This window comes from Bradyrhizobium canariense (assembly GCF_018130465.1).
Lineage (GTDB): Bacteria > Pseudomonadota > Alphaproteobacteria > Rhizobiales > Xanthobacteraceae > Bradyrhizobium > Bradyrhizobium canariense_C.
Genome location: NZ_JAFCKJ010000002.1, coordinates 600,302 through 613,685, shown reverse-complemented (window position 1 = coordinate 613,685; position 13,384 = coordinate 600,302). Strand labels below are relative to the sequence as shown.

Annotated in this window: 10 protein-coding genes; 3 read left to right on the top strand and 7 right to left on the bottom strand. The window is 63.6% G+C overall.

The window, feature by feature from the left end; translation table 11 throughout:
- From JQ591_RS07115 to JQ591_RS07095, 5 genes are all read right to left on the bottom strand, one after another.
- Positions 1 to 867 (bottom strand): 3-keto-5-aminohexanoate cleavage protein, encoded by an 867-nt coding sequence (locus tag JQ591_RS07115; protein WP_211395298.1) that lies wholly within the window; start codon positions 865 to 867, stop codon positions 1 to 3.
- Positions 868 to 1,095: 228 nt separating this feature from the next.
- The gene (locus tag JQ591_RS07110; protein ID WP_211395297.1) at positions 1,096 to 1,896 is read right to left on the bottom strand and encodes a helix-turn-helix domain-containing protein; all 801 of its coding nucleotides are present in this window, start codon (positions 1,894 to 1,896) and stop codon (positions 1,096 to 1,098) included.
- A gap of 277 nt (positions 1,897 to 2,173) precedes the next feature.
- Positions 2,174 to 2,830 carry a glutathione S-transferase family protein gene (locus tag JQ591_RS07105; RefSeq protein ID WP_211395296.1) on the bottom strand — a complete coding sequence of 219 codons (657 nt, stop codon included), beginning with the start codon at positions 2,828 to 2,830 and terminating at the stop codon, positions 2,174 to 2,176.
- Positions 2,831 to 2,892: 62 nt separating this feature from the next.
- Positions 2,893 to 4,053, bottom strand: a complete 1,161-nt coding sequence (locus JQ591_RS07100) for an acyl-CoA dehydrogenase family protein (protein WP_211395603.1) — start codon at positions 4,051 to 4,053, stop codon at positions 2,893 to 2,895.
- Positions 4,054 to 4,185: 132 nt separating this feature from the next.
- Positions 4,186 to 5,322: an acyl-CoA dehydrogenase family protein gene (locus tag JQ591_RS07095; protein WP_211395295.1), complete on the bottom strand. Its 1,137-nt coding sequence runs from the start codon at positions 5,320 to 5,322 to the stop codon at positions 4,186 to 4,188.
- 263 nt (positions 5,323 to 5,585) lie between these two features.
- On the opposite strand from JQ591_RS07095, the gene JQ591_RS07090 reads away from it, so the two are divergent.
- Together JQ591_RS07090 and JQ591_RS07085 are read left to right on the top strand one after the other, a co-directional pair.
- Positions 5,586 to 7,136 (top strand): acyl-CoA synthetase, encoded by a 1,551-nt coding sequence (locus tag JQ591_RS07090; RefSeq protein WP_211395294.1) that lies wholly within the window; start codon positions 5,586 to 5,588, stop codon positions 7,134 to 7,136.
- Between the two features lie 103 nt (positions 7,137 to 7,239).
- Entirely contained in the window at positions 7,240 to 8,460 is a 1,221-nt protein-coding gene (locus tag JQ591_RS07085) for an ABC transporter substrate-binding protein (protein WP_211395293.1), read from the top strand.
- 50 nt (positions 8,461 to 8,510) lie between these two features.
- Here the strand turns inward: JQ591_RS07085 and JQ591_RS07080 are convergent, their stop codons facing one another.
- Together JQ591_RS07080 and JQ591_RS07075 are read right to left on the bottom strand one after the other, a co-directional pair.
- Positions 8,511 to 10,004: a glycosyltransferase family 2 protein gene (locus tag JQ591_RS07080; RefSeq protein WP_249136543.1), complete on the bottom strand. Its 1,494-nt coding sequence runs from the start codon at positions 10,002 to 10,004 to the stop codon at positions 8,511 to 8,513.
- A gap of 54 nt (positions 10,005 to 10,058) precedes the next feature.
- Entirely contained in the window at positions 10,059 to 10,829 is a 771-nt protein-coding gene (locus tag JQ591_RS07075; protein ID WP_211395292.1) for a helix-turn-helix transcriptional regulator, read from the bottom strand.
- Positions 10,830 to 11,013: 184 nt separating this feature from the next.
- Between JQ591_RS07075 and JQ591_RS07070 the strand changes: the two genes are divergently transcribed.
- Positions 11,014 to 13,275: a marine proteobacterial sortase target protein gene (locus tag JQ591_RS07070; protein WP_211395291.1), complete on the top strand. Its 2,262-nt coding sequence runs from the start codon at positions 11,014 to 11,016 to the stop codon at positions 13,273 to 13,275.
- Positions 13,276 to 13,384 lie beyond the last annotated feature (109 nt).

Genomic DNA, 13,384 nt, shown 5'->3' with positions numbered 1-13,384 from the left:
CTACCTGTTCGTCCCAAAAATCTTGCGCGCTTCCGCCGGGCTCGCGATCTCGCGGCCGGCACGGCGGGCACAGGCGGCGATGGCCTCGATCAGCTGGCCGTTCGACGTCACCTTCTTGCCGTCGGCGAGATAGAAGGCATCTTCGAGACCGGTGCGCAGGTGACCGCCGAGCTCGGCGCAACGCTGATGCAGCGGCCAGATCTCTTCGCGGCCGATCGCGGTGACCTGAAAATGCGCTTCGGGGCGTTTCAGCTTGATCAGGATCGGCAGCAGGTCGGGATCGGACGGCATGCCGGAGGCGACGCCCATCACGAAGTTATATTCGAGCGGGCCCTTGTACATGCCGACCTGGCGGTACATGCCGACGCAGCGGACGATGCCGACGTCAAAACATTCGAATTCGGGGATGGTGCCGACCGCGTTCATGACGTCGAGATAGTCCTTCACCTTCTCGACCGCATTGTCGAACATCATCGGCGGCCAGGCCCAGCTGTTGTCGGCCTTCACCTTCAAATAGTTCAGCGAGCCGGCATTGCAGGCGGCGATCTCAGGCCTGGTCTCGCGGATGCAATCCAGCGCACCGCTGTAGTTCGGCCCGGAGACGCCGGAGGTGTGGTTGATGATCACGCCGGGGCAGGCTTCGCGGATCGCCTGCTGGATTTCCTTGCTGACGCTGACCTCCCAGGACGGCAGATGCCCCTTGTCCGGCGCCTGCTGGCGCAGATGGATGTGCATGATGGACGCGCCGGCATCGAACGCAGCCTTGGCCTCGCGCGCCATCTGCTCGGGCGTCACAGGCACGTTGTGCTGCTTCGGGTCGGTGAGCACGCCGTTCAGCGCGCAGGTGATGACGGCCTTGTCGCTCATGCCTTGAATGTCTCGCACGTTGATAATTCAACGTTTGCGATCATGTGATGGGCGGCATGCGGCTTCTTGCGCGGAGAAGCTGGAAAACGAGATGCCGTAGGGTGGGTTAGCCCTACGGCTGCGCGAAGCGCAGTCCGCTGGCGTAACCCTCCTCTTTAGCTTCCGCGGAGGCAGACGTGGTGGGTTACGCTTCGCTAACCCACCCTACGAAAGACGACGAGAGCGATCCTAGCCCGCCTCCGCAAGCCTGACCGTCTCGCTGCTGCGATAAATCGCAAGATCCCGCGAGCCGACGAAGATCGCGCGCGGCTTCAAGCCGTAGAAGCGGCGGATCGAGTGGCTGAAATGGGTGGAATCGGGATAGCCGATGTCCTGCGCAAGATGGGCGAGGTTGAGGTCCTGGTTGGCGAAGTGCAGCAAGTGACGCGCGCGCTTCCAGGCGCGGAAGGAGCGGAACGAGATGCCGGTCTCTTCCTTGAACAGATGCAGGAAACGCGAAGCGGAAAGTCCGGCGTCCGCAGCACATGTGTCCGCTGTCACGGGCTCACCCGTGAAGCGGCCGATCCGGGCGACCGCACGGGTCACGCGGGGGTCGAGCACGCGGCGCGGCAGCGCCTCGCCAAAACACATCTCGTCGAATTCGGCGGTGGTGATGTCGCCGTAGCGGCGCTCGCGCAACAGCGTGTAGGCGGCGAGGATCTTGCGGGCATAGACGGCACTGTCGGGCCCGGTGAGCCGCTCGGCCAGGACCTCGATCACGCCATCAGGCATGCTCTCCGGCTCCAGCGTCACGCTGATTGCAGTGCGGTAGTCGCTGGCAATGGAATGCCGCTGATTCGGCAGGGTGACGAACAGCTCGCCGGTGGCGAGGGCGTCATCGATCGTCAGATGCAGGCTGCCCTTCACCGCGACATAGACATGGCAGCAGCCGGGCGTCCGCTTGCGGGGGCGGCCGAGCAGGCCGGCATAGAATACCCGCTCCGGCGTGATCAGCATCAAATGGTCGGATTCGCGACCGTTATCTTCCATTGGGATCCTCCTCGCGCGGCTCTTTGGCCGCTGCGGACGGAGGTCACCTTAGCGGAAATCTGGGCGCTGTCACGGCGGGATAGCGCTGTCATGGAGCGCAAAGAAGTGTCATTCCGGGATGGCGATCAGCCGTGTCCGGAACTCTTCTGGTCGTCCCGGCGAAGGCCGGGACCCATACCGCGAGGTCTATCGATGTGGGTGGCGCTAATCCCGAACGACCAATCCTCGCAAAATATCTCCCTGGGGGTATGGGTCCCGGCCTTCGCCGGGACGACCACTAAGCCCTCACCCTTGGCGCCACGTTCTGCTCGACGCCGGCCTGTTGCTCCGCAGCAACCGCGCGCTTGAAACCATCCCGCTGCTGCAAGCGCGCCCAATAGGCCGCGACATTTGGCCCAAAATCCTTGGCCAGCCCGATATTATCGGCGAGGCGGAGCGCGTAGCCGATCACGATGTCGGCGGCAGTGAAGCGGCCGGCGCACAAGGCCTCGGTATTTGCGGTGGCTGCCTCGACGGCGCGCAGCCTCCCTAAGAACCATTTGGCATAGTCGCCGGCGACCTGCGGATTGCGGCGCTCTTCCGGCTCGAGCTGGGTGTATCGGAGCACCAGCGTCTGCGGGAAGGTTAACGTGGCGTCGCTGAAATACATCCAGTTCAGGAACGCGCCATAGGCGGGATCTTCCGGCCCAACCATCAGTGGCGTCGGTCCATGCTTGACGCCGAGATAGTGGCAGATGCCAGACGATTCCGTCATCTTGGTCTCGCCATCAACCATGAAGGGAATCGTGCCGAGCGGATTGATGCCGAGATATTCCTTGGCGAAGACCCGCGGCGGGAACGGCAGCATCTTGAGCTCGTAGGGCAACCCCATTTCCTCCAGCATCCAGAGCGGACGAAAGGAGCGCGCGGCGTCGCAGTGATAGAGCGTGATCATCAGGCATTTCCCCTAGAGCATGATCCGAAAAAGTGTGCAGCGGTTTTCCGAAAAGATCATGCTCAAACTTTAGTGCTGCCGGGCAGCGTGCCCATCATCTTGCACAGGACCATCAGCATGACCTCGTCGGCGCCGCCGCCAATTGATGTCAGGCGGCTGTCGCGATAGGCACGGCTGACCGGCGTCTCGTTGGTAAAGCCCATTCCGCCCCAATATTGCAAGCAGGCGTCGGTAAGTTCGCGGCCGAGTCGCCCGGCCTTCAGCTTGGCCATGGTCGCAAGCTTTGTGACATCCTCGCCCGCCACCAGCGCCTCGCCGGCGCGGTAGATCAGCGCGCGCAACAGCTCGACCTCGGTCTGCATCTCGGCCAGCTTGAAGTGAACGACCTGGTTGTCGAGGATCGCCTTCCCGAAGGCTTTTCGGTTGCGGGTGTATTCGACGGTCTCGTTGATGATGTATTCATGCGCCTTCAGGCAGGCCGCCGCGCCCCAGAGGCGCTCCTCCTGGAACTGGACCATCTGGTAGGTAAAGCCCTTGCCCTCCACGCCGATCCGGTTGCGCTTGGGCACGCGGACATTGTCAAAGAAGATTTGCGCGGTATCCGACGAGCGCATGCCCATCTTGTCGAGCTTTCGCGCGACAGTGACGCCCTTGGTCTTCATGGGAACGCAGATCAGCGACTTGTTGCGGTGAACGGGTCCGTCGCCGGTATTGGCGAGCAGGCAGATCCAGTCGGCCTGAGTGCCGTTGGTAATCCACATCTTGCCGCCATCGATGACGTAATCGTCGCCGTCCGAGCGCGCATTGGTCTTGATCGAGGCCACGTCCGAGCCGGCGCCCGGCTCGGAGACGCCGATGCAGGCCACATAGTCGCCGGAGATCGAGGGCGCCAGAAATTCGCGCCGTACCTCGTCCGAGCCGAACCGTGCCAGCGCGGGCGTCGCCATGTCGGTCTGCACCCCGATCGCCATCGGCACTCCGCCGCAGGTGATGGCGCCGAGCTCCTCCGCCATCATCAGCGCGTAGGAATAGTCGAGGCCGGAGCCGCCGAATTCGACCGGCTTGTTCAGCCCGAGAAAGCCGAGGCTGCCCATCTTCCCGAACAGCTCGTGCGCCGGAAAGATGTCGGCCTTCTCCCATTCATCGACATGAGGATTGATCTCGTTGGCAATGAATTTTTGTAAGGAACGGCGGATCTCGTCGTGGTCGGCGGTAAACAGCATCTTGTTAGCCCAGTTCTTGGTATCTCTGATGTGCTCGTCATGGCCGGGCTTGTCCCGGCCATCCACGCCTTCGTCACTCGCTGGCAAGAACGTGGATGCCCGGGACAAGCCCGGGCATGACGGAGAAAGCGGTCACAACCCCATCTGCCGCGACGCCAGATCCTTCATGATCTCCTCGGTGCCGCCGCCGATGGCGTTGACCTTGACCTCGCGGTAGATGCGCTCGGCCTTGATGCCGCGCATGAAGCCTGCGCCGCCAAAAATCTGCACGGCTTCAGAGGCGCAAAATGCCATGGTCTGGGTCGCCTGGTTCTTCATCATGCAGATTTCGGCGACCGGGCTTTCGCCCTGCTCCAGCCGCCAGGCCAGCATCTCCAGCATCGCTTGCGATGCGGCGACCTTCTGCGCCATGTCGACGATCTTGTGGCGGATCACCTGGTGCTGCGCCAGCGGCTTGCCAAAGGTCTTGCGCTCCTTGGCGTAGGCAATCGCTTCGTCGAGGCAGACGCGCGCGAACGCGGTGCAGCCCGCGGCCATGCCCATGCGCTCGCTGTTGAAATTCCGCATGATGATCTTGAAGCCCTGGCCTTCCTCGCCGATCAGGTTTTCGGCTGGTACGCGGCACTCGTCGAAATGCAGGGTCGCGGTGTCAGAGGCCCACCAACCCATCTTCTTCAGCTTGGTCCGCGACAGGCCGGGCGTATCCCCCTCGATCAGGAGCAGGCTGACGCCGCCAGCGCCCTCGCCGCCGGTCCGCACCGCAACGGTCAGATAGTCGGCGCGCATACCCGAGGTGATGAAGGTCTTCTCGCCACTCACGACGTAGTGGTCGCCGTCGCGCCGCGCCTTGGTCCGGAGGCCCGCGACGTCAGAGCCACCGCCTGGCTCGGTGATCGCGAGCGCGGAGATCTTCTCGCCCGCGAGCACCTGAGGCAGCACGCGCGCCTTGACCTCGGGGCGCGCAGCCCGCGCGACCGGCGGCGAACCGATCGTATGGCTCATCAGGCTGGCGCTGATGCCGCCGGCGCCCGCCCGCGCCAGCTCCTGGCTCGCCACGATCTTCATGAACTGGTCGGCGGCGATCCCGCCATATTCCTCGGGGAATCCAAGCCCCAGGAGCCCGATCTCGGCCGCCTTGCGATAGAGCGTGCGGGGAAATTCGCCGGCCTCGTCCCACTCGTGGGCGAAGGGCGCAATCTCCTTGTCGACGAAGCGGCGCATCACCTCGCGAAAGGCGTCATGCTCGGCGGTATAGAACGGGCTCATCATTGCACTCTCGCCTTGCTGGCGGATTCGTCTTGTCCACCATGGCCGGAACCCTGGCGGCTCACTTGCGCGGAGTGGCTGGCCGGGGCCCCGCTACGAGCAGGCCCACTCTAGCAACTCAACGCAAGACGATTTTCACCGCTCGCGCGCCAACTCCGGATCAAAAAAGACGTGGTGCACAAACTCCGGCTGGCCCCAGGGCCATGCCGGGCATGGTGCATGGCAATAGGGACGCGGTCGGCACAAGACCGCCGAGGGAGGAATTTTTGGCCGTTCGTTACTATGACTGGATTGCCCACCATGGCCGCCGCACACCTGGAAAGATTGCGGTGGTCGATCTCGCGAGCAAGCGCCGCTTCACCTATGCGCAGCTCGATGCGCGTATCTCTCGTCTCGCTTCATTTCTGCGTCACACGCTGAAAGTCTCGCGCGGCGAGCGCGTCGCGGTGCTAGCGCTGAACACGACCGATACGCTGGAGGTGCAGTTTGCCTGCGGCCGGTTAGGTGCGATCTTCGTGCCGCTGAACACCCGGCTCACCGTTCCCGAGCTCCAGTTCATCACCGGCGATTGCGCCCCGAAGGTGATGATCCACGATACCGATCTCGCCGAAACCGCGCTAGCCGTGGCGAAGCTCTGTGGGATTGAGACAAGCCTGCTGCTTGGCCCCGGCGGGACTTATGAGGCCGGCATCACCGCTGCAAAGCCACTCGAGAAAATCGAGGAGGTCACCCTCGATGACGTCTCGACCATCATGTACACCTCCGGCACGACGGGTCATCCCAAGGGTGCGACCATCACCCATGGCATGACCTTCTGGAACTGCGTCAATCTCGGCGGCCCTGCCTGCATCGGGCCGTCCTCGGTGCTACTCACCGTGCTGCCGCTGTTCCACACCGGCGGTCTGAATTGCTACACCAATCCGGTGCTGCATGCCGGCGGTGCCGTGATGATCATGCGCGCCTTCGATCCCGGCACGGCGCTCGGCCTGATCAACGATCCCGCACAGGGCATCAACGTGTTCTTCGGCGTGCCCGCGATCTACCAGTTCATGGTCCAGCATCCGGCCTTCGCGACCACCGACCTCGGCCGGCTGATCGTCGGCGGTGTCGGCGGCGCACCAATGCCGGTGCCGCTGCTCAAGGTGTGGGAGGCGCGTGGCGTCGCGCTCCAGCAGGGCTACGGCATGACCGAGACCTCGCCGGCCGTGCTGGTGCTCGACCGCGAGGATGCTGCGCGGAAAGCCGGCTCCGCCGGCAAACCGGTGCTGCACACGGAAGTGCGCATCGTGCGTCCTGATGGCAGCGACGCCGATGTCGGCGAGCTCGGCGAGCTCTGGGTCAAGGGACCGAACATCACGCCCGGCTACTGGAACAGGCCGGCGGCGAACAAGACGTCGTTCACCGACGGCTGGCTGCACACGGGCGACGCGACACGCGTCGATGAGGAAGGCTTTTACTACATCGTCGACCGCTGGAAGGACATGTACATCTCCGGAGGCGAGAACGTCTATCCGGCCGAAGTCGAGAACGTCCTGCACCAACTCGACGCCATCGCGGAAGCCGCCGTGATCGGCATTCCCGATCCGCAGTGGGGCGAGGTTGGTCTCGCCATCGTCGCGGCCAAGCCCGGCCAGCGGCTGACCGAAGCCGATGTCTTCACGCACTGCGCGGCCAATCTCGCGCGTTTCAAATGTCCGCGCCAAGTTCGCTTTGTCGAAGCGCTACCGCGCAACGCCACCGGCAAGATCCACAAGCCGACCTTACGCAAGGAATTTTCTGTGACCTCGGAAGTCGACAAAAAAATCGCCAACGCCTGATCAAAGCGCCCCTCTCGCGGGCGCTTTTCTTTTTTCGACGTGCCTGCTCCAAACCAGAAGAAACCCCAAAGAACACCCCAAGAAAAAACCTCAAGGAATTTTCATGAACAAGAAACTCAGCCTGCTTGCCGCAGCAACGGCGTTGGCGCTGCTCACAACCCAAACCGCCTATGCGCAAAAAGCGTACGACACCGGCGTCACCGACACCGAGATCAAGATCGGCAATGTCGAGGCCTATTCCGGCCCGGCATCCGCCTACGGCGTCATCGGCAAGACCGAGGAAGCCTATTTCAAGATGATCAACGACCAGGGTGGCATCAATGGCCGCAAGATCACCTGGATCTCCTATGATGACGGCTACTCGCCGCCGAAGACCGTCGAGCAGATCCGCAAGCTGATCGAGAGCGACGAGGTCTTCCTGGTGTTCAACGCGCTGGGCACGCCAACCCAGACCGCCGTGCAGAAATATCAAAACGCCAAGAAGGTGCCGCAGCTGTTCCTCGCCACGGGCGCCAGCAAGTGGAACGACCCGAAGAACTTTCCCTGGACCATGGGCTTCCAGCCCAGCTACCGCGTCGAGGCACAGATCTTCGCCAAATACATTCTGAAGGAGAAGCCGGATGCGAAGGTCGCGATCTTCTATGCCAACGACGATTTCGGCAAGGACTACCTTGCCGGCATCAAGGACGTGTTCGGTGACAAGGCATCGAAACTGATCGTGGCCGAAGAGAGCTACGAGACATCGGAACCCTCGATCGACGCCCATATCGTCAAGCTCAAGGGCACCGGCGCCGATGTCTTCGTCAACATCGCGACCCCGAAATTCGCGGCGCAGGCGATCAAGAAGATCGCGGAGCTGGAATGGAAGCCGATGCATCTCATGACTGATGTCTCGGTGTCCATCGGTGCGGTGATGAAGCCGGCCGGCCTCGAAGCATCCGAAGGCGTGCTGTCGGCCGGTTATCTGAAGGATGCGTCCGATCCGCAGTGGAAGGACGATGAGGGCATGAAAAAATTCATGGTCTTCATCGACAAGTACATGCCCGGCGCGAATATCTCGGACGCCAATCTGGTTTACGCCTATGCCGCAGCCCAGACCATGGTGCAGGTGCTGAAGCAGTCGGGTGACAATCTGACCCGTGAGAACGTGATGAAGCAGGCAGCGAGCCTCAAGGACTTCGTCCCCGACACCCTGATCCCGGGGATCAAGATCAACACCTCGCCCACCGACTTCGCGCCGATCGAGCAGCTCAAGATGTGGCGTTTCAAGAAAGGCCAGTGGGAGCTGTTCGGCGATATCATCAGCGCCGAAACGGGCGGCTAGTTCGACTGAAAGCAACAGCCTGGAACTACCGAATAGCGGCCGAAGGGCCGCTATTCCTTTTCGGCGAGCGCGGAGGGCGTTCCCGCGCTTTCGATCGCGAGCGTATCCTGCCCGACGTCTATCGCCACGATCGACAGGCCGAGACGACGCGGATCGCCGACGCCCCTGAACACGGGGCATGACCACGCGAGGGTGGCGATCCCAGTTGGCGGCAGATCGAGACTCAGCGCGTAGCTGTCACAACCGGTCACGATCGTTTCGGGGGCGACAGGCGTGCCGTCGAAATAGAAACGCGTGCCGATCCTGTCCAGCGGCGCGTGAAATGCGGGGCTTCGAATACGAACAACGTTGCGGCCCGGCGTCCCCTTGATCCGCACGGCAGCCTGCGGCTCGCTCCAGCGGAATGTGTGACCGGCGGAGGATTCCACGTCGTGGAACCCGGCCTGCGCAAGCACATTGGCGCCCAGACGTTGCAGGACGCCGCCTCCCTGCCGGCGAACACGAGTGATGCAGTCGAGCCTCTGCAGGTGGATGAGCGAGGCAATATACCGCGTCATCCATCGTGCATTGGTTCGGACCGATCCGACCGAAGTCAGGGCTGTCAACACCACGCGCGCATATGATGCCGCCGCGCGCGCCCGAGCGCGCGCGAGGTGGTCGCCAAGAAGGGCCGGCTCGACCCAGCGCCAGAATGAACGGAGCTTCTCGTCGGGCCGCCACCAGCCGCGGCCTGTGAGGCTGTATCGCACAAGCGCGACGAGCGCGTTGCGTGCCAACGCGGTATCGAAATTGTCCTGACAGCTCCATTCGCGCGGAATTTCGAGCAGCTCGCTGCCGGGATCGCGGCGCGCCTCGCTTAGATAGCGGATCTCGCCCTGGACAAAATCGAGCGTGAACGTCTCGAGCTCATCGAGCCGGCCGACGTAGAAGTGATGGACGCGGGCCTCATCGAGATAGCCGATGACGTGACCGCGCGCGTAATAGGTGGCGGCCAGCACCCATTCGGCGAAATGGCCCAGATCCGTGCGCAGGCCGCCACACTCCTCATAGGCGTCACGTCGTGTCACGAAGCATTGGTCGAGCACCTTGAGCCAGGGATGCTGGGTCATGCCGAATTCGATGTCGGATTGATACATTGCGGCTTCTGCCACCGACAGGGCGTTGTGGCAGATCGGGATCGAACGGCAGGAGAAGCCCGACCAATCGGGATGATCCGTGATGGCGCGCATGCAGAGTTCGAGCACATCCGGCTCGGGGCGGCAGTGCGATTCCGTGAAGAACAGGTAGCTGCCTCGGGCTTTCGCCGCGCCGAGGGCACTTAACTCAATATCGTGTTCGGACTCGCTGCATTCGAGATGCGCCTCGTCGCCGACGAGGGCCTCGATGTGGGCGCGGAGCACGGAATCAGGCGGTACAACGAGGATAATTTCGTACAAGGACTTGTCTACGGTCTGCGATCTCCAGCCGAACCAGGATTGCCGCCACTGCCCGCGGTGATCGTCGAGCGGAATGATGACGGAGAACATGGGTTGGTCGGAGCTCATGCCCGATCTCTCTCCTCAACATGATCGCGCGGGTCACCGACACAGGCGCAAGGTCTAGGCGGGTAAAAACAACGCAAACGATTCGTCGACAGTGCGGCGCAGATGATTCCGATACAGCTCGTAGTTTGCCTGCTCGGATGCGATCCGGCCCACCGCCGGATCGATAATATTCCGTGCCGGCACATAGGCGATCGGCGCTGCGATCGGCGTCAGCTGCGAGCCGGGGCCGGCGCGGAGGGTCGAGATGATCCCGTACATCTCGCCGGCGACCGTCGGCCGCGACACCGTGATCACGCGATGCTGGCCGTGCTTGATGATGACGAGATAGATGAAACCGGACTGATGCGGCACCGCAACCTCGCCGGTGTGCTCGTAGGCGGCATCGGTCCGCTCACCCTCGCGGAACACCAGTGAAGAGACCTTCGGCTCCCAGACGATCTCGGTGCGGTAGGCGAAGATCGCGTCCTTGTCGCCGAACGACGGTCGCAGCGTGATGTAGACGTCCTCGAGCCAGGTCACCGCGCGATGTGCATAGGAGCCGAGGCTGTCGGGCGCGACATCGCTTGCGGCCGGAGGCGTCACCACGACGGCGCTTCTGCGCAGGGAGACGCCCAGCGCCTGCTCCAGCCGCACCGTGGTCGCCAGCGTGAACGGCCGTCGGCCGCCGAGCACCTTCTCCAGCGTCGACAGGCTGAGCTTGGCCTGCTCGGCCAGCGCCTGCCGAGAGATCCGGCGCCTGGCGAGCTCCTCGCGGATGGTCTCCGCGATCTCGCGGCTCTGCTCGTCCGAAAGCTGCTTGTCGGTGAATTTGTCCTGCGTCTGCATCGTGGCCCTGCTCCAGGACGACATCCTAGCAGGGCGGACAAACCAGCACAAAACCGCACTTGGCCACCCGGCGGCGGCCACGCGCGGGCCGGCCGCGGCGGATCATTGCCGATCATTCTGCTCGCGAAATCGGGCTGTCCCGGCGGATGCTCAGGGCCAGCGAACATCCTCGGGAGCAGTCGAAATGGATACCTACGACACGACGGACAGCGACCAACACCCCATGCTGGGGCGGCTGATCAAGCTCGGATTGTTTCTCCTGGTGCAGGGCATCGCGGTGATGCTGGTCGCCTTCGTGGCTCTGCTGGTGAGCTTCGAGCCGGGCTGGTCGGCGACGACGGAGCAGGCCAGCCTGCTCCAGCCCGGCGATGCCAAATCCGGGTCCCTCCTCCTCAAGGAGGATGGCGCCTACACGGAAGCAATCCGCCTCGGCATCGACGTGGACATCACGGTATCAGGCCCGACGCTGCGCGCTCGCGTAACCCAGGTCTTCCGCAATCCGACCAAGGACTGGGTCGAGGCGACCTATGTCTATCCGCTCCCCGCCGGCGGTGCCGTCGATACGCTGAAGATGGTGGTCGGCGACCGCGTCATCGTCGGCGACATCAAGGAGCGGCAGCAGGCGCGCGTGATCTACGAAGAGGCTCGCCGGGCCGGGCAGAAAGCCGCGCTCACCGAACAGGAGCGGCCGAACATCTTCACCAACTCTGTCGCCAATATCGGTCCCGGCGAAACCGTGCTGGTGCAGATCGAATATCAGGAGCCGGTGCATCAATCCGGCAACGAATATTCGCTGCGGCTGCCGCTGGTGGTCGGGCCGCGCTACAATCCGGCGCCGATCGTCCAGGGCGTCGACTTCCGCAACGATGGTTCCGGCTGGGGCGCGACGAATTCGGACCCGGTGCCGGACCGCGACCGCATCTCGCCGCCCGTGCTGGATCCCGCCCGGAATGCGCCGGTCAATCCGACCAGCATCACGGTACGCCTGAACGCCGGCTTTGCGCTCGGCGAGGTCAAGAGCCCCCACCATAACGTCAAGGTCGAGAGCCCGGACAACACGACGCGAATCGTCACGCTTGCCGACGGTGCCGTGCCTGCCGACCGCGATTTCGAACTGACCTGGAAGCCGGCCGCTGTGAAGGCGCCGTCGGTCGGTTTGTTCCGCGAGCGCGTCGGCGACGCCGATTACTTGCTCGCCTTCGTCACCCCGCCTGCCGCCGAGCAGGCGACGCAGAAGCCACGGCCGCGCGAAGTGGTGTTCGTGATCGACAATTCCGGCTCGATGGGCGGCACGTCGATCGTTCAGGCCAAGGCGAGCCTCACTTACGCGCTCTCCCGTCTCCAGCCGACCGACCGTTTCAACGTCATCCGCTTCGACGACACCATGGACGTGCTGTTTCCGGCCTCCGTGACGGCGGATGCCGCGCGTGTCGGTGAAGCCACCTCGTTCGTCAGCGCGCTGCAGGCGCGTGGCGGCACCGAGATGGTGCCGGCGATGCGGGCCGCGCTGACCGACAAGCTCGGCGACACCAGCATGGTTCGCCAGGTCGTATTCCTGACCGATGGTGCGATCGGAAACGAGCAGCAATTGTTCGAAACGATCACGGCGATGCGCGGCCGCTCGCGCGTGTTCATGGTCGGCATCGGGTCGGCCCCCAACACCTATCTGATGACGCGCGCGGCCGAGCTCGGCCGCGGTGCCTTCACCCATATCGGCTCCGTCGAGCAGGTCGAGGAGCGCATGCGCGGCCTGTTTGCCAAGCTCGAGAACCCGGCCGTGACCGGCCTGAGCGCAAAGTTCTCCGAGGCCAAGGCGGACGTCACACCGACGATCATTCCCGACGTCTATCGCGACGAGCCGCTGGTGCTGGCGGCAAAGCTCGACACGCTCGCGGGCTCGGTCGAGATCAAGGGCCGCGTCGGCGACCGCCCATGGTCGGTGACGCTGCCGCTGCAAAATGCGGCCGAAGGCAAGGGCCTGTCGAAGCTTTGGGCCAAGCGCAAGATCGACGATGCCGAAGTGGCGCGCACCCTGCGCGAGATGACGCTAGAGGACTCCGACAAGGCGATCCTGGCACTGGCGCTCGACCATCAGATCGTCACGCGGCTCACCAGCCTCGTCGCGGTCGACAAGACGCCGAGCCGTCCCGAAGGCGAGCCGCTCAAGCTCAGCGAATTGCCGATCAACCTGCCGGCCGGTTGGGATTTCGCGAAGGTCTTTGGTGAACGACAGCAGGTCCCGGCGCAGCTCCGCGAGCGTCACGCCGATGCCCGCAACCAGCCGGCCACGAGGCGGCCGACGCCCGCCGCACCGGATGCGATCCGCCTGCCCAAGACCGCGACCTCGGCCGAGCTGAAGATGACCGCGGGCCTGATCCTGGTCGTGCTCGCCCTGATCCTTTTCGTGTTCAACCGGCGTCAGTCCTTGCTCACTGACGCCGCTTGAGAGAGGAGCCCCCCGAACTCCTCTGTTAGCGCGCGCGGCTGCCCGTCCCACACCAACGGCCGCGCGCGCCTTTTTGTTGTCATTGCGAGCGCAGCGAAGCAATCCAGGC